Genomic DNA, 20,942 nt, shown 5'->3' with positions numbered 1-20,942 from the left:
GTGGTGATCATGACAGTCACCGTGCTGGTTCCGGACGACGAGGGCATGGCCGTACTGTCCGAAATCCCCCTCGTCCACGCGGTGCGCTACGTATGGGGCCGCCCGCTGCCGCCGGAGGCCGCGAAAGCCGAGGTGCTCGTCCCGGCCATGGAGTCGGCGGGCGACGACATCTGGAACGATTTGCCGAACCTCAAGCTGGTGCAGCTCCTGACCGCCGGCGCGGAAGACTGGATCGGCCGCGTCCCGGATGGTGTTCTGCTGTCCACTTGCCGTGGCGCGCACGGGGGAAGCATGGCGGAGTGGGTCGTCGGGGTCCGGCTGTCGATGTACCGGAATCTGGACGTCTACGCGGCGGCGCAACGGGCTGGGCGCTGGGAGCAGTTGCCGTCCGACACGTTGCAGGGCAAACGAGTATTGATCGTCGGGGCGGGAGATGTCGGGCGGCAATTACGCCGGCGGCTGGAACCGTTCGACGTCCGGTGCACGATGGTCGGGATGTCGGCGCGCGAGGGCGTGCACGGTGTCGATGAGTTACCGGAACTGCTGCCGCACCACGACGTGGTGGTCATGATGGTCCCCCTCACGTCGCGGACGCGGGGCATGGTCGACGCCGATTTCCTTGCGGCGATGCAGGACGACGCGGTGCTGGTCAATGCTGCTCAGGGGCCGGTCGTGGTCACCGAAGCGCTGGCGGCGGAGCTCGCGGCGGGACGGCTTCGCGCCGCGCTCGATGTGACCGATCCCGAGCCGTTGCCAGCCGACCATCCGCTGTGGAAAGCGCCCGGTTTCGTGCTGACGCCGCATGTAGCCGGTGCGGTGCGGGGCGTCCGGCGGCGCGCTTATTTGGTGGCAGCGGCGGAAATCGCCCGGTACGCTGGCGGCGAGCTACCTGGCAATCTCGTGCGCGGCGAATACTGATCAATTCCCGGACGTCGGCCCGGCACTCAGGGTGAACCCTGAAAGAGCCCCTGACCTCGGCGTGCTCGCTCGCGGGGTACGGCGGAATCCCCTAATCTTCGCCGCGTGACCACTCAAGGGGACGACTACCAGACCAGCGTGCTGTCCGGGGTCGAGGACTCTGCCGGCGACTACGACGAACCGCGGCAGGGCGGTCTCGGCTTCGGCCTGCTCGTCTTGCGCCTGGGGCTCGGCGTGATCATGGGTGCGCACGGCCTGCAGCATTTGTTCGGCGCATTCGGCGGTCCGGGCGTCGGCGGGTTCGCGCACGTGCTCGAGATGTTCGGGTACCACAAACAGACGACGCTGCTGTCCTGGATCACCGGCATCACCGAGGTCGCGGGCAGCGCGCTGGTGATCGTCGGCCTGTTCACGCCGCTCGCCGCGGCGGGCCTGCTGGGTGTGGCCGCGAACATCGTCTACGCGAAGTTCCACGGCGGCTTCTTCGAGGGCACCGGTCAGGGCTGGGAGTACGAGCTGCTGCTGGGCCTGTGCGCGCTGACGCTGATCTTCACCGGGGCGGGCTCCGTCTCGCTGGAGCGGAACACTCCGTGGCGGAAGCGGCCGTTGCCGCTCGGTCTCATCTCGTTGCTGCTGGCCGCGGCTGCGTCTGTGGTGGTCATCGTTTTGACTCGCTGACCCCGCTGGAGCCTGCGTGCTGAGCTTGCGGACTCGGCTGGAGGCGATGGGGTTGGTTGGTGGCGGCTCCGGTCGGCGACCAGGTCGTCGACGTGTTGCCGTTTAGTGGCGAATGCCTGGTCAGGGCCATGTTCCGGGGATTCAGCGCTGGCCGGAGCGGCTCGTGAGTGGCGGCGGTAGACCCTGGCGAGGCCGCGGTGCGGGGCTCGACTCGCGGCGGGCGGGCGGTGGCCGTTCAACGGCTAACCGGGGTCGTTCGGAGGCGCAGGCTGACCCGGGGATACCTGTTCGCCCTTGAGCGGCGAATGGTGTCTTGGGCTGGCCGTAGAGAGCGTTCGCCGTTGAGCGGCGAACGCTGGAAGCCGGGGGACGCAAGCTGGCCGCTGGGGCCGTTCGCCGTTGAGCGGCGAATGCTGGGAGCCGGAGGGACTCGAGCAGGCCACTTGGGCCGTTCGCCGTTGAGCGGCGAATGCTGGGAGCCGGAGGGACTCGAGCAGGCCACTTGGGCCGTTCGCCGTTGAGCGGCGAATGTTGTAAGCCGGAGGGACTCGAGCAGGCCGCTGTGACGGTTAGCCGTTGAATGGCGAATCGCGTCGACCGGCATTCGGCGGCAGCACACCCGAGGTGCCAGCGGTCGAACCCTCTAACCGCGACACGGAAAAGGGCCCGCACACCACGTGCGGGCCCTTCCCCGAAGCAGCAGGAATCAGCGGTTCGGATCCCGAACCGCGCCGGTGTCGGCCGACGTGGCCATCCGGGCGTAGGCCCGCAGGGCCGAGGTGATCGGGCGCTGCCGGTCCTTCGGTTGCCACGGACGCTCCGAGGCTTCCATCTTCGCCCGCCGCTCGGCCAAGATCTCAGGGTCGACCAGCAGTTCGAGCCGGCGCTCGTGGACGTCCAGGACGATCTGGTCGCCGTTCTCCACCAGGCCGATCAGACCGCCCGCGGCGGCTTCCGGCGAGATGTGGCCGACCGAGATGCCCGAGGAGCCGCCGGAGAAGCGGCCGTCGGTGATCAGGGCGCATTTCTTGCCGAGGCCCGAACCCTTGAGGAACGCCGTCGGGTGCAGCATTTCCTGCATGCCGGGACCGCCTGCCGGGCCCTCGTAGCGGATGACCAGCACCTCGCCCGGCTGGATCTCCTTCTTGAGGATCGCCGACACGGCTTCCTCCTGGCTCTCCAGCACGCGCGCCGGGCCTTGGAAGTGCCACAGGTCCTCGTCGATGCCCGCGGCCTTGATCACGGCGCCGTTCTCGGCCAGGTTGCCGCGCAGGATCGCGAGGCCGCCGTCCTTCGTGTAGGCGTGTTCGATGTCGCGGATGCAGCCGCCGGCGGCGTCGGTGTCCAGGGACGACCAGCGGTTTTCCGTCGAGAACGCCTGCGTCGTCCGGACCCCGCCCGGCGCGGCGTGGAACAGCTCCAGCGCCTTCTCCGACGGGGACTCGGCGCGGATGTCCCACTCGTTCAGCCACGTGGCGAGGTCCGGCGCGTGGACCGCGTGCACGTCGGTGTTCAGCAGTCCGCCGCGGTACAGCTCGCCGAGGATGGCGGGGATTCCGCCGGCCCGGTGGACGTCTTCCATGTGGTAATCGGAGTTCGGCGCGACCTTCGACAGGCACGGCACCCGCCGTCCGATGGCGTCGATGTCGCTGATCGTGAAGTCGACCTCGCCCTCCTGCGCGGCGGCGAGGATGTGCAGCACGGTGTTCGTCGACCCGCCCATGGCCATGTCGAGCGCCATCGCGTTCTCGAACGCCGACTTCGTGGCGATCGAACGCGGCAACGCGGATTCGTCATCGGAGCCGTACCAGCGCTTGCACAGTTCGACCACCGTGCGTCCGGCGTTGGAGAACAGCTCACGCCGGGCCGCGTGCGTCGCGAGCGTGGAGCCGTTGCCCGGCAAGGACAATCCCAGCGCTTCGGTGAGGCAGTTCATCGAGTTCGCGGTGAACATGCCGGAGCACGAACCGCAGGTCGGGCAGGCGGAACGCTCGACCTCGGACAGGCCGGCCTCGTCGATCGCGGAGTTCGCGGACGCCGCGATCGTGGTGATCAGGTCGGTCGGAGCCTGCGCGACGCCTTCGACGACCACCGCCTTGCCGGCCTCCATCGGACCGCCGGAGACGAACACGGTCGGGATGTTGAGCCGCATCGCGGCGTTGAGCATGCCCGGCGTGATCTTGTCGCAGTTGGAGATGCACACCAGCGCGTCGGCCTGGTGCGCGTTGACCATGTACTCCACCGAGTCGGCGATGATCTCGCGCGAGGGCAGCGAGTAGAGCATGCCCGAGTGCCCCATCGCGATGCCGTCGTCGACCGCGATCGTGTGGAATTCCCGGGCGATGCCGCCGGCCTCGGCGACCGCCTCGGCGACGATCTCGCCGAGATCCTTGAGGTGCACGTGGCCGGGCACGAACTGGGTGTAAGAGTTGGCGATCGCGACGATCGGCTTGCCGAAATCGCTGTCGGTCATTCCGGTCGCACGCCAGAGCGAGCGTGCGCCCGCCGCGTTGCGGCCGTGGGTGGTGGTCCGGGAACGGAGGTGCGGCACGGCATTCTCCCAGGTCAGAAGGCTGGACCCAGGCGGAGGGGAACTACGGCTCCGCAAACTGGTCCTACCAATTCTACTCGGCTGGTTTGCCGTTGCCGCCGCCGGTCCGTTCCGCGTCGGCCGAGGGCTCCGGTTCGGCGGGCTCCGGAGAGGGTTCCGGGGCGGGCTTCCCGGCAGCATCCGGCGCGGTTTCGGCCGCCGGTTTCTGCCCGGTGAGCTCCTCGTCGCTCAGCACGCCCGACGGGTCCTTGATCTTGCCCTCGCTCACCAGCGCCAGTACCGGAAGATGCCGCGTCCGCACTGTGGGAAGGCTGACCTGCGTGTCGTCGCCGAGGACTGCGCGCACGCGGGCTTTGTTCGTGATCGCCAGGCCCTTGAGCGACGACCACGGCAGGTCGCGGCTTCCGAAGACGGTCCGGACGTGCAGTCCTTCGCGGGTCGCGACGGTGCGCGTGCGCGCGACGAACACGAGCAGCGCGAGCGGGAAGACGTACAGCCACTGGAATCCGCCGATCTCGCCCAGTGCGACAGGGGTCACACAGACGGTCAGCAGACCGATCGCGAGATACGCCGTGGTCGGAATCCGGAACACGGCCTTCCGGCCCTCGTCCGCGCGCTGGTCCTGCTGTTTCTTGGCCACGAAGGAATGGTGCACCGACGCCGGGAGTGACCTGCGTCCGGGTCGCGCGGCGGCAGTACTGGCCGTCCACGATGCGGAACCGCCGTCCCGTAGAGTTGACACTCGCCCGGGCGCGCGACTAACGTCGGGGCCGTGATTACGCAGACCGGTCTCGTACTTCCCAAGCGCGCCGACGCTTAGGAAGAGTCCTCTGCGTCGACGCGCGACCCTCGTGCGACCTTACGGTCGGCGAGGGTTTTTTGTTGCGTGAAACCGGTTCCCCGACCGGAAGTACGGCCCAGACAACCCGAACGAGTGACACCGAGAACCCACGAGGCAGAACCGATGACCAGTGCCACGTCGCGCAGCGACGCGAAGCCCGGGCCGACCGCGCCCGGTGTCCCCGGAGCACGTCCGAAGCCCGCCCCGCCGGCGGGCACGCCGGTGCGCGTCACCGGCGCGCAGTCGCTTGTCCGCTCGCTCGAGGCGGTCGGCGCGGAGGTCGTGTTCGGCATTCCGGGTGGCACCATCCTTCCCGCCTACGACCCGTTGCTCGACTCCACGAAGGTCCGGCACGTCCTCGTCCGCCACGAGCAGGGCGCCGGGCACGCCGCGACCGGCTACGCGCAGGCCACCGGCAAGGTCGGCGTCTGCATGGCCACCTCGGGCCCGGGGGCCACGAACCTCGTCACCCCGCTGGCCGACGCCAACATGGACTCGGTTCCCGTCGTCGCCATCACCGGGCAGCAGTCGCGCGGCCTGATCGGCACCGACGCGTTCCAGGAAGCCGACATCTGCGGCATCACCATGCCGATCACGAAGCACAACTTCCTCGTCACCGACCCGGCGGAGATCCCGCGGGCGATCGCCGAGGCGTTCCACCTGGCCGCGACCGGCCGTCCGGGCCCGGTGCTGGTGGACATCCCCAAGGACGTGCTGCAGGAGATGACCTCGTTCTCCTGGCCGCCCGAACTGCGGCTGCCCGGCTACCGCCCGACGCTGCGGCCGCACGGCAAGCAGGTCCGCGAGGCCGCGAAGCTGATCGCGCAGGCCCGGCGGCCGGTGCTGTACGTCGGCGGCGGCGTGATCAAGGCCGAGGCGTCCGAGCAGCTGCGCGAACTCGCCGAGCTGACTGGCATCCCGGTCGCGACCACGCTGATGGCGCGCGGCGCGTTCCCCGATTCGCACCGCCAGCACGTCGGCATGCCCGGCATGCACGGGTCCGTCGCCGCGGTCGCCTCGATGCAGCGCGCGGACCTGCTGGTCGCGCTCGGCGCCCGGTTCGACGACCGGGTCACCGGCCAGCTGTCGTCGTTCGCGCCTGAGGCGAAGATCGTCCACGCGGACATCGACCCGGCCGAGATCTCCAAGAACCGCAAGGCGGACGTGCCGATCGTCGGCGACTGCAAGGAGATCATCGGCGAGCTGATCGAAGCGGTGAAGACCGAGTTCGAGCGCGCCCGTCCCGACCTCACGGACTGGTGGACGCAGGTCGACTCGTGGCGCGAGGACTACCCGGCGGGCTACGAATGGCCCGACGACGGTTCGCTCTCGCCGCAGTACGTCATCGAGCGGATCGGCGAGCTGGTCGGCCCGGACGCGGTGTACGCCGCGGGCGTCGGGCAGCACCAGATGTGGGCCGCGCAGTTCGTCAAGTACGAGAAGCCGCGCACCTGGATCAACTCCGGCGGGCTCGGCACCATGGGCTTCGCCGTCCCGGCCGCGATGGGCGCGCAGTTCGGCCTGCCGGACACGCAGGTGTGGGCGATCGACGGCGACGGCTGCTTCCAGATGACCAACCAGGAACTCGCCACGTGCGCCATCGAGGGCGCGCCGATCAAGGTCGCCGTGATCAACAACGGCAACCTCGGCATGGTCCGCCAGTGGCAGAACCTGTTCTACTCCGAGCGGTACTCCAACACCGATCTCGGCACGCACAAGCACCGCATCCCGGACTTCACGCTGCTGGCCGAGGCGCTCGGCTGCGCCGGCCTGCGCTGCGAGACCAAGGAAGACGTCGACGCGACGATCCGACGCGCGATGGAGATCAACGACCGCCCCGTCGTGATCGATTTCGTCGTGGGGAAGGATGCCCAGGTGTGGCCGATGGTCGCCGCGGGCACCGGGAACAACGAGATCATGGCCGTCCGCGGCATCCGGCCGCTGTTCGACGACGACGAGGTTTCGCAGGAAGCTGCCGAGGCCGCGGCCGCGGAGGGAGAGCAAGCATGAGCGTCCACACGCTGAGCGTGCTGGTCGAGAACAAGCCCGGGGTGCTCGCCCGGGTGTCCGGACTGTTCTCCCGCCGCGGCTTCAACATCGAGTCCCTTGCTGTCGGGCCCACGGAGAACCCCGAGGTGTCCCGGATGACGATCGTGGTCGCCGTCGAAGAGCTACCGCTCGAACAGGTGACCAAACAGCTCAACAAGCTGGTGAACGTGATCAAGATCGTCGAGCTGGAAGCCGGCAGCGCGGTGCAGCGCGAACTGCTGCTCGTGAAGGTCAGGGCGGACGCCACCGTGCGCAGCCAGGTCCTCGAGACCGTCCAGCTCTTCCGCGCCAAGGTGGTGGACGTCTCGCCGGAGGCGCTCACCGTCGAGGCGACCGGGACGTCGGACAAGATCGGCGCGCTGCTGCGGATGCTGGAGCCGTACGGCATCCGCGAACTCGTCCAGTCCGGCATGGTCGCGGTGGGCCGCGGGGCCCGCTCGATCACCGCCGCTTCTCCCCGCTGAACCTCAGATTTCGTGTAAGTACGGAAGGAAGTAGTACCCCCCATGGCAGTGGAAATCTTCTACGACGACGACGCCGACCTGTCGATCATCCAGGGTCGCAAGGTCGCCGTGATCGGCTACGGCAGCCAGGGCCACGCGCACTCGCTCAGCCTGCGCGACTCGGGCGTCGACGTCCGGATCGGCCTGCAGGAGGGGTCCAAGTCCCGGGCGAAGGCCGAGGAACAGGGCCTGCGCGTGCTGTCGGTCGCCGAGGCGGCCGCCGAGGCCGACGTGATCATGATCCTCGCGCCGGACACGAAGCAGCGCTTCATCTACGAGGAGCACATCGCGGCCAACCTCAAGGACGGCGACGCGCTCTTCTTCGGCCACGGCTTCAACATCCGGTACGACCTGATCAAGCCGCCGGCTAACGTCGACGTCGCGATGGTCGCGCCGAAGGGCCCGGGCCACCTGGTCCGCCGTCAGTTCGTGGACGGCAAGGGCGTGCCCTGCCTGATCGCGGTCGAGCAGGACGCTTCGGGCAACGCCCAGGCGCTCGCGCTCTCCTACGCCGCGGCGATCGGCGGCGCGCGGGCCGGCGTCATCAAGACGACCTTCACCGAGGAGACCGAGACCGACCTCTTCGGCGAGCAGGCCGTGCTGTGCGGCGGCGCGTCCGCGCTGGTGCAGACCGGTTTCGAGGTGCTCACCGAGGCGGGTTACGCCCCGGAGATCGCCTACTTCGAGGTGCTGCACGAGCTGAAGCTGATCGTCGACCTCATGTACGAGGGCGGCATCGCGCGCCAGCGCTACTCCATCTCCGACACCGCCGAGTACGGCGACCTGACCCGCGGCCCGCGCGTCATCTCGCCAGCCGTCAAGGAGGAGATGAAGAAGATCCTCGGCGAGATCCAGGACGGCACCTTCGCCCGCGAATGGGTTGCCGAGGACGAGGCCGGCCGGCCGAACTTCACGAAGCTCGAGGAGCAGGGCAACCAGCACCCGATCGAGAAGACCGGCAAGAAGCTCCGCGACCTGATGTCGTGGGTGGACCGGCCGATCACCGAGACCGCCTGACCGGTTTCCCAGGAGGCCCTGTCGTCCGTTCGCCGGACGGCGGGGTCTCTTTTCGTTTCAAGGCGTTGCCGCTGAATGGCGGATACGCTGTGCCGATGAGCGGCCCGACCGACGACAAGGCGCACATCCGGCACGAACTCGACCTCTCCGGCGCGACCTGGATCCGTGCCGAACCGGCGGGCGTCACCCTGGAGCACTGTGCGGAGTACGCGTTCGTGCCGCATACGGACGGGGTGACCTACGTGGCCATCCGGCAGCCGACCGACCCGGACGGGGTGGTGCTGGTGTTCACGCCGTCGGAGTGGGACGCGTTCACGCGCGGGGTGCGGGACGGCGAGTTCGATTTGCCGGAGTCGTAGCTCTTGGGGAGCTTTCTGGCTGGCCGATCCGGGCTGGTTGCCCCTTGGCGGGCTTTTGCCGTTTAGTGGCGAATCCGGAGTTCGCGCGCGATTGCCCAGGTCAGAGGCTCGCTTCTTCGGGGCGGGTTTGAGGCTGGCCTCGGTTGCCCGGGGGAGATGGCTCCGAGCGTCGCGATGAGTCCGGTGGCCTGGAAGGTCGTCTGGAAGTCCGGTGCTGAGTAGCTCGGCGGGCGGCTGTCATCGCGGTTGGCGGCTTCTCCGGTACCCCTTCTCGATGTGGACGGATGTCTGGCCGGGATGCCGCATCGCGTCCAGTGCGCGTTTGCGCTGAGCGGCGACAGTCCCCTCTGCCTGCCGGGTTTGACCTTGACATCGTGACAAGGTCTTCACTGGTCGGCGGAGGTGATCCCAGATGAACTCGACACAGACGAACCACCAGCTCACACGGCAGATCGAGGCTTTGGGCGCCGGGGACTCGTCGACGCGGCTGCAGGCCGCTCTCGCGATCGGAACGCACCCGGACGGCCCTGGTCTCGTCGAGGCGCTCGTCGCACGGTGCGCGATCGAGCCGGACTTTTACGTGCGCGACATGCTCACCTGGGCGTTGACCCGGTTTCCGGCGGGGGACACGGTGCCGCGGCTTCTCGCGGAGCTGCGGTCTCCCGTGGCGCAGGCCCGGAGCCAGTCGCTGCACACGTTGTCGAAAATCGGCGAACCGGACGTGTGGCCAGCGATCACCCGATCGTTGCTGCGCGACGCCGACGACGAGGTCGCGAGAAGTGCATGGCGAGCAGCGGTCGTCCTGGTGCCAGACGGTGAGAGGGCCGGGCTGGCGGCTGAACTGGCGACACAGCTCGGTCGGGGCGACCGGACCGTGCAGCTCAGCCTCAGCCGGGCGCTGGTCGCGCTCGGCCCCGTGGTCGAGGCGGTATTGGAGGACGCAGTGAACAGCACCGACCCAGCCGTTCGGGCGCACGCCGTCGCCACCGAGCGGCTGCTTCGCGACCCGGACACCGGTTTCGACCAGGCCGTAGACGAGGCGAAACGAATCGTCGCGCTCGGCCCGGAGCGGGCTCGGGAAGCCGCGTGCTGATCGGCGAGGTCGCCCGCCGCTCGGGGGTGAGCACCCGGATGCTCCGGCACTACGACGCCCTCGGGCTGGTGCGGCCGACCGGTCGCACCGTGGGCGGCTATCGCGAGTACTCCGCGGACGACATCCGCCGGATCTTCCACGTGGAGAGCCTGCGGTCGCTCGGAATGTCTCTGCGGCAAATCGACCGAGCGCTGGAGGATCCCGCGTTCGTGCCGTCGGAACTGGTCGGCGACCTCATCCGGCGCACCGAAGACCGGTTGCGGCGAGAACAGGAGTTGCTCGACCGGCTGCGCGCGGTCGATGCCTCGGCACCGTCCGGTTGGGAGGGTGCCTTGCGCATCGTCGAGTTGCTGCGCGGACTCAATTCGCCGGGTGCGGCGCGTCGGCAGCAGACCGTCCTAGCACCTGTCGACGACGTGCCGGTCCCTGCCGAGGTACTGGCTCGCGCGATTCTCGCCGAATCCGACCCGAACGTCGCTGGCGCGCTGCGATGGGCCCTCGCCCGCACCGACGGCGACGGGGTGGCGAAGGTGGCTTCCGGTCTCCGCTCGGACGACGCGGACATCCGTCGACGCGCGATCTTGGCGCTCATCGAGTTGCCCGGCGACGAGGCGACTGCGGTATTGAAGGACGCTCTCACCGGTTCGGACGCTGTGGTCCGTCGACATGCTGCGCTCGCCCTCGGGGCGCGAGGTGTCGAGGAGGCGGTGCCGACTCTGGTCGAAATGGTCGTCGAGGGGCGAAACGACGTCGAGGCAGCTGAGGTTCTGAGCGCGCTGGCGGACGGGGGTGCGGGCGGGATTGTCGGCGCGTTGGTCGATGCGTTGGCGGCGCATCCTGCGGATTCCGCGGTGCGGATCCGGTTGACGCAGGCGCTCGCCGAGATGCCAGGGACGCTCGCGCACGGTGCGCTGCAGCGGTTGGCGGGGGATGGGGATCGAGCAGTGGCGTTGGTGGCTTCGGCGCTTGTGAAGGTTGTTGAAGAACGTGAGGGCATCGACGGAGACGGCACTGAACGGACCTAGGCACCGCGGGTGACGGGCACAGGTTCGGGTATTGGTGCTGGTCAGGGGTATTTGCCAGTTAATGGCGAAAGTTGCGTTGGGCGGTTGCCGTTCGGCGGCGACGGGGTTGCCCGGCGTGGGGTTGGTTGGGTGAGTTGCCGTTCGGTGGCGAAAGCCGTAGGGATGGCCGCCGACTGGTGACGGCTGTTCGCCGCTTAACGGCGAGAGCCGGAGGGTGGTCGTCGCCGTTGCATGTTCGGGGTAGGGCGTTTGCCGCTTGGTGGCGACGGTTTGGCTAAGTGCTGCCTGTGCGGCTGGGACGGGCGGTGGTTGGCCACTTCGGTGCGACGAGAGTTGCTGCGGTTTTGCCGCTGAACGGCGAGGCCGCCGCGGCGGATGTTGTCGCTGACCGGCGACGGGCTTTGATGGTCGCTTGGCTGTGGTCGGCCGGCGTATGTCGATTCGCCGTTGAGTGGCGACGTCGTGGCTGGGCCGTCGCTGTGATGGCGGCCCGCCTGGTGGGCGGTAGTTGCCGTTAAGTGGCGACGACGCGCTCGATTGCCATTGAGCGGCCAGGGCGTCCGGGCGTCGGATGCGGTATTGCCGTTGAGCGGCGACAGCAGGGACGCGTTGCCGCTATTCGGCGACGCGGGCGAGGAGTTCCGGCAGGCGATCGGTGGCTGCGGCCAGGGCGAGGTGGTCGCCGTAATCGCGGGATTCGACGATTTCTCCGCCGCGGATGCGCATGGCGAAGATGTTGTTCACCTGGAACGGGGTCCCCGAGCTGGTTTCGCCTGCGTAGGTCGATTCGCCGATGATGACTTCCGGGTCGGTGCTCAGGTGGAGCACCAGGTCGGTTACCTCGATGCGGAAGGCTGCCGCGGCACCGGAGGCGAAGTGGGCCCGCAGGTCGTCTCGGGTGCGCAGGACCGGGGCGCCGGGCAGGAACGGGTGCCGGACATCGGTTTTTGCCGCATAGAGGTCGGGGAGTTCGGACCAGCGTCCGTCGGCGACGCCGTAGACGACTCGTTGGAATACGCCTTCACGGCTGGTCGGGGAGAAGAGCTCAGCGGGTCGCGGCGTGATGGGGCGAAATTCGTAAGCAGGCGCTTGGGCGTACGCCTCGGCTAAGCCGGTGGTTGCGTTTTGGACGGCGGCCAAGCGCAGGTAGTCGTGATAGTCGCGGGTGTGGACGAGGAGTCCGTCGCGGGCGCGGAGGACTTGGATGTTGGCCGTTTCGGTCGTCCGGCCGGTTTTGCGCGATTCGGCGGTGTACTGGTATTCGGCGACGATGACCTCGGGATCCGCGGTTTCGTGGATGGTCACGTCGTGGCGGCTGAGGCGAAGGGGCTGGCCCAGGCCGCTGACGAAACGGTCGTGCACTGCGGCGCGGCCTTCTGTGCGTCCAGGCCTGGGGACGGCGGTGGGGTGTTCCACGACGGTGTCTTCGGCGTAGAGCTGGGCCAGGTCGGCGAAGCGGCCGTCGGTGATTCCGGTGGAGAGCTGGTCGAACAGCTCGCGTGGAGTGGGCATGAGGAACCTCCGCAAGGCGATTAACCGGAGTCTGCAGTCCGCTACGATACGGACTGCAGACTCCGGTTGTCTACCGTCGGGAGTTGCCGATCAGTGGCGACTGAGGCGGCGCAGCAACTCTTGAGCGGCGGCGCTGTCGCAGGCTTCTGCCCAGCCTTCCGGCGTGCTGTCCCAGATGGCGTCGCGGGCGGTCAGGTCGGCACCGGCGTTTACGAGGAGTTCGATGACGTCCAGGTGGTTGCTTTCGGCGGCCAGGTGCAGTGCCGTGATGCCGACGCCGTGGCGGGGGCCGCCGAAGGTGCCGACCTGGTTGACGTTCGCGCCGAGAGACAGCAGTGCCTCTGTTGCCGCTGAGTGGCCACATGCCGCGGCCCAGGTGAGGGCGGTGCCGCGGTAGACGTCGGCGTCCAGGTTCGCGCCGCGCGCCGCCAAGGTGCGGAGCGTGGCTGCTTGGTTGTTGCGGGCGGCCCAGGCGAGTGATTCGTCAAGGACCTCTGCGGGGTCGTTGGTTGGCTGCCAGAACGGAAAACCGCTGTGTGGACGGTAGAATTCACGGTGTGCGCCCGCCGCTGGCGAAAGAGTCCCCTTTGGACTGACGAGTTCATCCAGTAGTGCTTCGTCGCCGAGACCGGCTGCGACGCGCAGGTTGCGAGGGGACCGTTCGTGCGTTGCCAGTTTTTCGGCAACAGCGCGGTTTCCCCAAAACAGAGCCACAATGAGCGGAGTTCCGCCGTCGCCGCGACCTGAAACGGTCAGTGGCGCGCCAGCCTTGATCAACATGTCGGCGATCAGTGGTAAGTTGCTGTAGGCGGCTTGATGTAAGGCAGTCCAACCGTGTGCGTTGGCTCGCGCGGGATCGGCACCGTGAGCGAGCAGGACGCGGACGAGGCGTTCGTCATGGGTCGCGGAGGCCATGCCGAGCAGATCGTTCCCGTTGGTGCCCCGGGCGAGGGGCAGATGCAGGGCTTCGGTCAGCAGAGTCGTCAGGCTGTCGACGTCGCGGGCTTCTATCAGCTGATAGGCCCGGGCGAAGGGTTCGCCGTTTCTCGGCAAATCCTGGACATGCGTCTTCAACGCCCGCCACGTCGGGAAACCGTGCTCGCGAGCGATGACGGTCAGCGCACCGGTGCGGGTCAGCGGTTGCTCGTGGCGGTCGAAGGCGGCGCGGGCGTCCGGGGTGCCGTCTTCGGCTGAGGCGAGGAGGCCGACGGCGCGGTCTCGGTAGTACTCGACGTCCGGGTGGTAGGCGTGCTGGACGTCCGGTCCGTGCTCGGCGATTCGGCGGACGTAGGCCTGAAGCTGGGGCCAGCTGGGAAATCCGTAGCGGCGGGCGAGGCGGAACTGAGCTTCCGACAGTGCGACTGAGTCGGCGCGGGCGAGTTCCTTCGCCTGTTTGCGGAGCTGGCCGAGGTCGGGCTTGGCGGGCAAAGCCGGCATCAGGGAGTCCTTCCTTCCCTTGCGCGCCCCGTGGTCCGCCGGCACCGGGCAGGGAAGAAGGAAAGCTCGGCAACTCGTGGTACGGGGGTGGGCTCAGCCCTTTCCGCGGACAGGACGCGGCCCCTGCCGCGCAAAAAACACTGTAACTCAGGAGGGCAATGTCCGCCGGTGATGACGCTGACTGCGATGCCGAGCGTGGCCGTGTTGTACGTGAACGACAGCACGCTGTGCGCGAGCACCAGGGAACGGATCGAAGTCGTTCGGGTCTCGACGTCCGAGACCGCGAAGCTCGTTCCGATCGTGAACGCGAAATAGGTGAAGTCGGCCAGCGTGGGACGTTCGGTTTCGGGGAAGCGGAAGTGTTGCGTCGGGAGGCTGTCGTAGTACGTCTGGGCGTAGCGTTCCGCGTAGCCGAAGTGCAGGATCGCCCAGGCCAGCAGGACCGCGGGGACGCCGACGAGTTTCGCGTCGGCCGGGTCGATGCCCGCCGTTTCCGGCAAGACGATCGACAGGCCGGCAGTCACGCCGACGAGGCTGGTCAGCACCGTGAAGAGCAGTCCGAGCCGACGGCCCAGAACGCCTTTCAGCCACCGGGCGTCGGTGTGGTCGATTTTCCGGCTGCGGGACACCCGTGCGATCCGGATGCCGAGGTAGATCAGCGCGAGCAGATCCCAGGAGAGAAGGACGAGAACGTTGCCGTCCTGGACGAGGGTGGCGATCCCCAGCACCAGCAGGACCAGTTCGACTGTCCGGGCCGCGGCAATGGCGAGGTTCGTGAACACCGGCGGCTCCCGGGGCGAACGCGGGCGAGGCGTCTCGCGAACATAACAGCGGGTTGTCGCCGCTGGACGGCGAAACAGTCCCACCGGGGTCGCTCGGTCAGGGGAAGCGTTCGCCGGGAATGGCTGGGGCGGAGGTGGAAGACCGGCTTGCCCGCGGGGGACGGAAAGTGGCCGTATGCAGGAGGTGGGCGGATTCGCCACTCAGTGGCGAATCCGTGGTGAGCTGGGGTTTCCGCGTCCGGGGAGAGCGTCGGCGAGCTGTAGGTCGGCGTGGTTCGGACTCGTTGGCATCCTCGGGAGGAAGACCTGATCGAGACGCTGCTTCGGGACCGGTTCGGCACCCAGGCCGAAAAGGCGCGCGAGCTGCTGCTCGCCGAGGACCCGCTCGACGGGCTGTACACCTGGCTGATCGGCTTCGGCGAGACCTCCGCCGTTTACCGTGGCCTTACCGAGATGCTGGCCGACGCGTTCGACGACCCGGAGTCGCGGCTGCACGCGACCAGCGAAGCGATGCGGGAAGCTGCATCTCACCTAGTGGACCGGGCGCAAGCGGCCGGTGTTTTCCGTGCCGATGTGACGGTCCGGGAGCTGCTTTTGTTGCTGCACGGTGCTTCCTGGCCGGATCCCACCTTCCGGGAGAAGGTGGTACAGAGCGGCTGATGACACTTGTTTTCACTGGATTACGAACGAGTGAACAGCGTGGGCAGCGGTACGTCAGCGCACCGCGTTAAACTCCCGCGAGTCCGGGCACAACGACGTGCGCCGCGAGAGAGCGTCCTCGATTTCGTGACCAGATAGTGGGAGCCGCATCGTGACCAAGCCCAGCAAACCCGTAGTCCTCATCGCGGAGAAGCTCGCGCCCTCCGTGCTGAGTGTGTTCGGTGACGAGGTGGAGGTCCGGCACATGGACGGCACCGACCGTCCCGCTCTGCTCGAGGCGGTGAAGAGCGCCGACGCGCTCTTGGTCCGATCCGCCACCAAGGTCGACGCCGAGGTGCTCGGGGCGACGACTCAGCTGAAGGTCGTCGCCCGCGCGGGGGTCGGACTGGACAACGTCGAGGTCCCGGCGGCCACCGAGCGCGGCGTGCTCGTGGTGAACGCGCCGACGTCGAACATCGTCTCCGCCGCCGAGCACGCGGTCGCGCTGCTGCTCGCGGTCGCCCGCCGCGTTCCCGCCGCCGACCAGAGCCTGCGCGGCGGCGAGTGGAAGCGCAGCTCCTTCACCGGCGTCGAGATCAACGGCAAGACGGTCGGCGTCGTCGGGCTGGGCAAGATCGGCCAGTTGTTCGCCCAGCGGCTCGCCGCCTTCGGGGCGAAGCTCATCGCGTACGACCCCTACGTCTCGGCCGCGCGCGCCGGCCAGCTGGGCATCGAGCTGGTCACCCTCGACGAGCTGCTGGAACGCGCCGACGCGATCTCCATCCACCTGCCGAAGACGCCGGAGACCAAGGGCCTCATCGACGCCGAGGCGCTCAAGAAGACCAAGCCGGGCGTGATCATCGTCAACGCCGCCCGCGGCGGGCTGATCGTCGAGGAGGCGCTGGCCGACGCGGTGCGCAGCGGTCACGTCGGCGGCGCGGGCATCGACGTGTTCGTCACCGAGCCGACCACCGAGAGTCCGCTGTTCAACTTGCCGAACGTCGTGGTCACGCCGCACCTTGGCGCGTCCACCGCCGAGGCGCAGGACCGCGCGGGCACGGACGTGGCGCGTTCGGTGCTGCTGGCGCTGCGCGGCGACTTCGTGCCGGACGCGGTCAACGTGTCCGGCGGCGGCTCGGTCGGCGAGTACGTGCGGCCGTACCTCTCGCTCACTCAGAAGCTCGGCCAGGTGCTGACCGCGCTGAACCCGAAGGCCCCGACGTCGCTGACCGTCGAGGTCAAGGGCGAGATCTCCAGCGAAGACACCGCCGTGCTGAAGCTGGCGGCGCTGCGCGGGCTGTTCGCGGGCGTGGTCGAGGACCAGGTCACCTTCGTCAACGCGCCGCGGCTGGCCGAGGAACTCGGCGTGCAGGCCGAGCTGGTCTCCGAAACCGAGAGCCCGAAGTTCCGCAGCCTGGTCACGCTCCGCGCGGTGCACGGCGACGGCGCGACGCTGACCGTGTCCGGTTCGGTCACCGGCAAGGACGAGGTCGAGAAGATCGTCGAGGTCAAGGGCCGGCACTTCGACCTCCGCGCCGAGGGCGACGTGCTGGTGATCGAATATCCGGACCGGCCCGGCGTGATGGGCCGCGTCGGCACGCTGCTCGGCGAGGCGGGCATCAACATCGAGGCCGCGCAGATCAGCCAGAGCACCGACGGGTCCGACGCGATCATGCTGCTGCGCGTCGACCGGCACGTGGACAGCAACGTGCTCGAGCCGATCGGAGCCACCATCGGCGCGCACACCATCCGCGCCGTCGACTTCAGCTAGTCCCCGAGCACGCCGAACGGCCCCTTTCCCGGACTCCGGGGGAGGGGTCGTTCTGCTGTTCGCCCGTACCGGCAACATTCGGGTAACGGAGCTTTTTCCGCACGAAAGTAGGGGTTTCGGACAGCTAGGTTCTTGCCGCGAGGCTGAACCACGCGCCGTGAGAGCACGGCGCGGCGCCGGTGCTCACCGTCGGGGGTGCGAATGGGAAGCGCGGGCAGGTTCGTGATCCGGGCCTCGAGAAGGGGTTACTCATGAGCAGAACCCGGTTGCCCGGGTGGGCTGCCCGCTCGGTGGTCGTGGGGTCCGCGGTGGTGCTGGCGGCGGCCGTCGCGGTGCCCGCGGCGTCCGCGGAGGGCGCGCCGCTGGCCGAGCCGGTCGCTCCGGCGAAGGTCGACGCGAGCAAGGTCCAGGGCAAGCTTTCGCCCAGGCTGAGCGCGGCGCAGGGGCAGATCACCGCGTTCGTCGAGCTGGCCAAGAAACCCGCGGTGGACGCGTTCAAGGAGGAGCAGGGCAAGGGCAAGGAGAAGGCCAAGCAGGCAGCGAAGGCGGCCAAGGCCGACGTCGCCGCCGCGGTCAGCTCCGTCGTCGGGCAGCTGCGGTCCGCGGACGCGGCCACGAAGCTGGTCACGCAGACGGCCAACGCGGTGCCCGGCGCCGTCGTCACCGCGGACGCGGCCAAGATCCGCCAGCTCGCGGAACGGCCGGACGTCGTCTCGGTGCGCACGGTCGTGCCGAAGAACCGCACCAACGCGAGCGCCGAACAGCTCACCAACACGCTTGCCAGCTGGCAGAAAACCGGCAAGTTCGGCGACAACGTCCGCGTCGGCGTGATCGACGACGGCATCGACTACACCCACGCCGACTTCGGCGGTCCAGGCACGCCGGAGGCGTACCAGGCGGTCGACCGCACCAAGCCGTCGCCGCTGTTCCCGAGCGCCAAGGTCGTCGGCGGCACCGACCTCGTCGGCGACGACTACGACTCTGCGGGCAAGACCGGTTCGCCGACGCCGAAACCGGACCCCAACCCGATCGCGTGCGGCGAGCACGGCACGCACGTCGCGGGCACGATCGGCGGCTTCGGCGTGAACGCCGACGGCAGCACGTTCACCGGCGATTACCAGAAACTGAACAAGAAGACCCTGGACGCCATGCGGATCGGGCCGGGCACCGCGCCGAAGGCGCTGCTCTACGCGATCAAGGTGTTCGGCTGCAAGGGTTCCACGAACGTCACCTCGCAGGCGCTGGACTGGGCGCTCGACCCGGACGGCGACGGCGACTTCACCGACCACCTAGACGTCGTGAACCTGTCGCTGGGCAGCGACTTCGGCGCGCCGGACGACCCGGACTCGCTGTTCGTGCGCAAGCTCGCGCAGAACAACGTGCTGCCGGTGATCTCGGCGGGCAACGGCGGCGACATCAACGACATCGCCGGTTCGCCGGGCAACACCCCGGAAGCGCTCACCGTGGCCAGCAGCCGCGACGCGGGCGAACTGCGCGACGCGATCGAGGTCAAGACGCCGACCGCGGGGCAGCAGCCGGGTCAGTACAGCCAGGAGTACACCGGCTACGACACTCTCGACCTCACCGCTCCGGTGGTGCCGATTTCGGCTGGCAACAACGCCGGTTGCGCCGCCTATTCGGCTGAGGACAAGGCGAAGGCCGCGGGCAAGATCGTGTGGCTGGAGTGGGACGACAACGACGCCACCCGGCCGTGCGGTTCAGCCGCGCGGGCCAACAACGCGCAGGCCGCGGGCGCCAAGGGCGTGCTGCTTTCGTCCACTGTGGAGCATTTCGGCGCGGGCATCGCGGGCAACGCGGCCGTTCCGATGTTCCAGCTCACCGGCAAGGCCACCCAGGCTGTGCGGGCCGGGCTGACCGCGGGCACGCTGACCGTGCGGCTGTACGGAGCAGGGCGGACCACGCTGCAGACTTACGACCAGTCCATTGTGGACACGCCCAGCTCGTTCACCTCGCGCGGCGGACGCGGTCCGTCGGTGAAGCCGGACGTCGCCGCGCCGGGGGACACGATCACGTCGGCGTTCCGCGGCAGCGGCAACGGGCGGCTGGTCCTCTCGGGCACGTCGATGGCCGCGCCGCACACGTCGGGCATCACGGCGCTGGTCCGCCAGGCGCACCCGGACTGGAGCGTCGAGGAGGTCAAGGCCGACGTCGTGGGCACCGCGGTGCACGACATCACCGACGGCGCTGGGCACACCTACGGCCCGCAGCGCGTCGGGGCCGGCCGGATCGACGCGAAAGCCGCGCTGGACAACCAGGTTCTCGCGTACGTGCAGGACGATCCGGGCGCGGTGAGCGTCACGTTCGGCACCGTCGAGGCGGCTGGTCCGGTCACTTTGAGCAAGACGATCAAGGTGGTCAACAAGGGCGTCAAGGCGGCCGAGTACTCGGTGGGCTACGAGGCGGTCAACAGCCTGCCCGGCGTTGAGTACACAGTGGACAAGAGCTCGGTGAAGCTGAACCCGCGCGGGGTCGCGACGGTGAAGGTGACACTGAAGATCACCGACCCGAAGGCGCTGCGCAAGGTTCTCGACCCGACCATGGCCGCTTCGCAGGCCGGGCTCGCCCGCCAGTTCGTGGCCGACGCCTCCGGCCGGGTCGCGTTCACCCCGAAAAACGGCGCGACCGTTCCGCTGCGGGTGGCCGTGTACTCGGCGCCGAAGCCGGTTTCGGCGATCACCGCCCCGGGCGGAGTGCGCTTCGGCGCGAACGCCGACCAGGCCGTGCTGAACCTCGGCGGCAAGGGCATCGACCAGGGCAGCGGCTCCCAGCGGTACCGCTCGCTGATCAGCGTGCTCGAACTGCAGGCCGAATCGCCGCAGCTGCCGGAATGCGACTCGCACGTCACGTCCGACTGCACCCTCAACCGCACCGCGAAGGGCGGCGACCTGCGTTACATCGGCGCGGCGTCGACGGCCCCGCTCGCCAAGGCACAAGGGGATCCGGAGAACGCGACGCTGGCGTTCGGCATCACGACCTGGAGCGATTTCGCTAACCTGGGCAGCAACACGGTGCCGTTCGTGGACATCGACACCAACGGCGACGGCAAGCCGGACTTCGAAACCTTCGTCACGAAGGCGACCGGGTCGGACGTGCTGCTCGTCAACACGGTGTCGCTGACCAAGCCGGGCAACCCGTCGGTGGACCTCCAGGCGATCAACGGGCAACTCGGCGACGTGGACACCAACGTGTTCGACTCGAACGTGATGGTGCTGCCGGTCAGCATCGCCGCGCTCGGAATCGACCCGAAGGAGACGTCGCACCGGATCAGCTACACGGTCGGCACCGCCGGGTACTACGTCGCGCCGGGTACCTCGAACGGGTTGATCGACCAGGTCAGCACTCCGCTGTCGTTCGACGTGCTCGCGCCGGCGTACTCGGTCCAGAGCGGCGGCGACGCGGCACTGGGCTACGTCGCCAAGCCGGGCACGGCTCTGGTGGTCAACCGCAACAAGGCCGCGGTCGCCGGGGACAAGGCAAAGGGCCTGCTGGCGATCGAGCACCACAACGCGTCCGGGCAGCGCGCCTCGGTCGTGCGGATCGAATCGGAGGTGCCGCGCGGCTGACCTGGTTCACCCGTTGAGGGGAACTTGAGAGCTGCTGCGAAAGTGGCCGCATAGCGAGACGCGGGGGCTTGCCCAGGCTGTCCGGCCTGGGCAAGCCCCCGTTTCCGTTCGCCCGAACGGGTGTCTCACCCTGTGGGAGGATGCGGCATAAGGGTGGTGCGGCTACGGCACCTTGTCTACGGC

General features: G+C 68.6%; 16 protein-coding genes. 11 read left to right on the top strand and 5 right to left on the bottom strand.

From position 1 onward, the window contains the following. Positions 1 to 9: 9 nt before the first annotated feature. On the top strand, positions 10 to 918 hold the full coding sequence (locus L942_RS30575) for a 2-hydroxyacid dehydrogenase (RefSeq protein ID WP_037367180.1): 909 nt from the start codon (positions 10 to 12) through the stop codon (positions 916 to 918). A 105-nt stretch (positions 919 to 1,023) separates the two neighbouring features. Continuing rightward, on the top strand, positions 1,024 to 1,596 hold the full coding sequence (locus L942_RS30570) for a DoxX family membrane protein (protein ID WP_081655296.1): 573 nt from the start codon (positions 1,024 to 1,026) through the stop codon (positions 1,594 to 1,596). A gap of 706 nt (positions 1,597 to 2,302) precedes the next feature. Here the strand turns inward: L942_RS30570 and ilvD are convergent. Both ilvD and L942_RS30560 read right to left on the bottom strand, forming a co-directional pair. Next, entirely contained in the window at positions 2,303 to 4,147 is a 1,845-nt protein-coding gene (gene ilvD, locus L942_RS30565; protein WP_037367179.1) for a dihydroxy-acid dehydratase, read from the bottom strand. A 73-nt stretch (positions 4,148 to 4,220) separates the two neighbouring features. Next, on the bottom strand, positions 4,221 to 4,787 hold the full coding sequence (locus L942_RS30560) for a PH domain-containing protein (RefSeq protein WP_051166376.1): 567 nt from the start codon (positions 4,785 to 4,787) through the stop codon (positions 4,221 to 4,223). A gap of 324 nt (positions 4,788 to 5,111) precedes the next feature. Here L942_RS30560 and L942_RS30555 point away from each other — a divergent pair, with 324 nt between their 5' ends. From L942_RS30555 to L942_RS30530, 6 genes are all read left to right on the top strand, one after another. Beyond that, positions 5,112 to 6,998, top strand: a complete 1,887-nt coding sequence (locus tag L942_RS30555) for an acetolactate synthase large subunit (RefSeq protein ID WP_037367177.1) — start codon at positions 5,112 to 5,114, stop codon at positions 6,996 to 6,998. Continuing rightward, complete coding sequence (ilvN, locus tag L942_RS30550) at positions 6,995 to 7,501, top strand: acetolactate synthase small subunit (RefSeq protein ID WP_037367176.1); 507 nt, start codon at positions 6,995 to 6,997, stop codon at positions 7,499 to 7,501. The genes L942_RS30555 and ilvN overlap by 4 nt, the downstream gene beginning before the upstream one ends. 42 nt (positions 7,502 to 7,543) lie before the next feature. Continuing rightward, positions 7,544 to 8,557 carry a ketol-acid reductoisomerase gene (gene ilvC, locus L942_RS30545; RefSeq protein WP_037367175.1) on the top strand — a complete coding sequence of 338 codons (1,014 nt, stop codon included), beginning with the start codon at positions 7,544 to 7,546 and terminating at the stop codon, positions 8,555 to 8,557. 95 nt (positions 8,558 to 8,652) lie between these two features. Further along, positions 8,653 to 8,916, top strand: coding sequence for a DUF397 domain-containing protein (locus tag L942_RS30540; RefSeq protein WP_037367174.1), 264 nt, complete (start codon positions 8,653 to 8,655; stop codon positions 8,914 to 8,916). A 412-nt stretch (positions 8,917 to 9,328) separates the two neighbouring features. Continuing rightward, positions 9,329 to 10,009 (top strand): HEAT repeat domain-containing protein, encoded by a 681-nt coding sequence (locus tag L942_RS30535; protein ID WP_037367173.1) that lies wholly within the window; start codon positions 9,329 to 9,331, stop codon positions 10,007 to 10,009. After that, entirely contained in the window at positions 10,003 to 11,034 is a 1,032-nt protein-coding gene (locus tag L942_RS30530; RefSeq protein ID WP_037367172.1) for a HEAT repeat domain-containing protein, read from the top strand. The genes L942_RS30535 and L942_RS30530 overlap by 7 nt, the downstream gene beginning before the upstream one ends. Before the next feature lie 615 nt (positions 11,035 to 11,649). Here the strand turns inward: L942_RS30530 and L942_RS30525 are convergent. The 3 genes from L942_RS30525 to L942_RS30515 form a co-directional block, all read right to left on the bottom strand. Then, positions 11,650 to 12,546 carry a nuclear transport factor 2 family protein gene (locus L942_RS30525; RefSeq protein WP_037367171.1) on the bottom strand — a complete coding sequence of 299 codons (897 nt, stop codon included), beginning with the start codon at positions 12,544 to 12,546 and terminating at the stop codon, positions 11,650 to 11,652. Between the two features lie 90 nt (positions 12,547 to 12,636). Continuing rightward, positions 12,637 to 13,983 (bottom strand): ankyrin repeat domain-containing protein, encoded by a 1,347-nt coding sequence (locus L942_RS30520; protein ID WP_037367170.1) that lies wholly within the window; start codon positions 13,981 to 13,983, stop codon positions 12,637 to 12,639. Beyond that, positions 13,983 to 14,765: a DUF1345 domain-containing protein gene (locus L942_RS30515; RefSeq protein ID WP_235079514.1), complete on the bottom strand. Its 783-nt coding sequence runs from the start codon at positions 14,763 to 14,765 to the stop codon at positions 13,983 to 13,985. The genes L942_RS30520 and L942_RS30515 overlap by 1 nt, the downstream gene beginning before the upstream one ends. Before the next feature lie 270 nt (positions 14,766 to 15,035). On the opposite strand from L942_RS30515, the gene L942_RS30510 reads away from it, so the two are divergent. From L942_RS30510 to L942_RS30500, 3 genes are all read left to right on the top strand, one after another. Beyond that, positions 15,036 to 15,425 (top strand): SbtR family transcriptional regulator, encoded by a 390-nt coding sequence (locus tag L942_RS30510; protein WP_200862976.1) that lies wholly within the window; start codon positions 15,036 to 15,038, stop codon positions 15,423 to 15,425. Positions 15,426 to 15,576: 151 nt separating this feature from the next. Beyond that, a complete protein-coding gene (gene serA, locus L942_RS30505; protein ID WP_037367169.1) occupies positions 15,577 to 17,175 on the top strand; it encodes a phosphoglycerate dehydrogenase in 1,599 nt (532 codons plus the stop codon). 251 nt (positions 17,176 to 17,426) lie between these two features. Next, entirely contained in the window at positions 17,427 to 20,759 is a 3,333-nt protein-coding gene (locus L942_RS30500; protein WP_037367168.1) for a S8 family peptidase, read from the top strand. Positions 20,760 to 20,942: the final 183 nt, after the last annotated feature.

Source organism: Amycolatopsis orientalis DSM 43388 (genome assembly GCF_000411975.1).
Lineage (GTDB): Bacteria > Actinomycetota > Actinomycetes > Mycobacteriales > Pseudonocardiaceae > Amycolatopsis > Amycolatopsis orientalis_D.
The sequence above is the reverse complement of the archived record's forward strand: the minus strand, read 5'-3'. Positions and strand labels throughout refer to the sequence as shown.

Excerpts from the sequence above, each read along its gene's own strand:
- L942_RS30520 (WP_037367170.1), bottom strand. The coding sequence starts at position 13,983 with ATGCCGGCTTTGCCCGCCAAGCCCGACCTCGGCCAGCTCCGCAAACAG.
- L942_RS30575 (WP_037367180.1), top strand. The coding sequence starts at position 10 with ATGACAGTCACCGTGCTGGTTCCGGACGACGAGGGCATGGCCGTACTG.
- L942_RS30540 (WP_037367174.1), top strand. The coding sequence starts at position 8,653 with ATGAGCGGCCCGACCGACGACAAGGCGCACATCCGGCACGAACTCGAC.
- L942_RS30535 (WP_037367173.1), top strand. The coding sequence starts at position 9,329 with ATGAACTCGACACAGACGAACCACCAGCTCACACGGCAGATCGAGGCT.
- L942_RS30555 (WP_037367177.1), top strand. The coding sequence starts at position 5,112 with ATGACCAGTGCCACGTCGCGCAGCGACGCGAAGCCCGGGCCGACCGCG.
- L942_RS30500 (WP_037367168.1), top strand. The coding sequence starts at position 17,427 with ATGAGCAGAACCCGGTTGCCCGGGTGGGCTGCCCGCTCGGTGGTCGTG.
- ilvN (WP_037367176.1), top strand. The coding sequence starts at position 6,995 with ATGAGCGTCCACACGCTGAGCGTGCTGGTCGAGAACAAGCCCGGGGTG.
- L942_RS30525 (WP_037367171.1), bottom strand. The coding sequence starts at position 12,546 with ATGCCCACTCCACGCGAGCTGTTCGACCAGCTCTCCACCGGAATCACC.
- ilvC (WP_037367175.1), top strand. The coding sequence starts at position 7,544 with ATGGCAGTGGAAATCTTCTACGACGACGACGCCGACCTGTCGATCATC.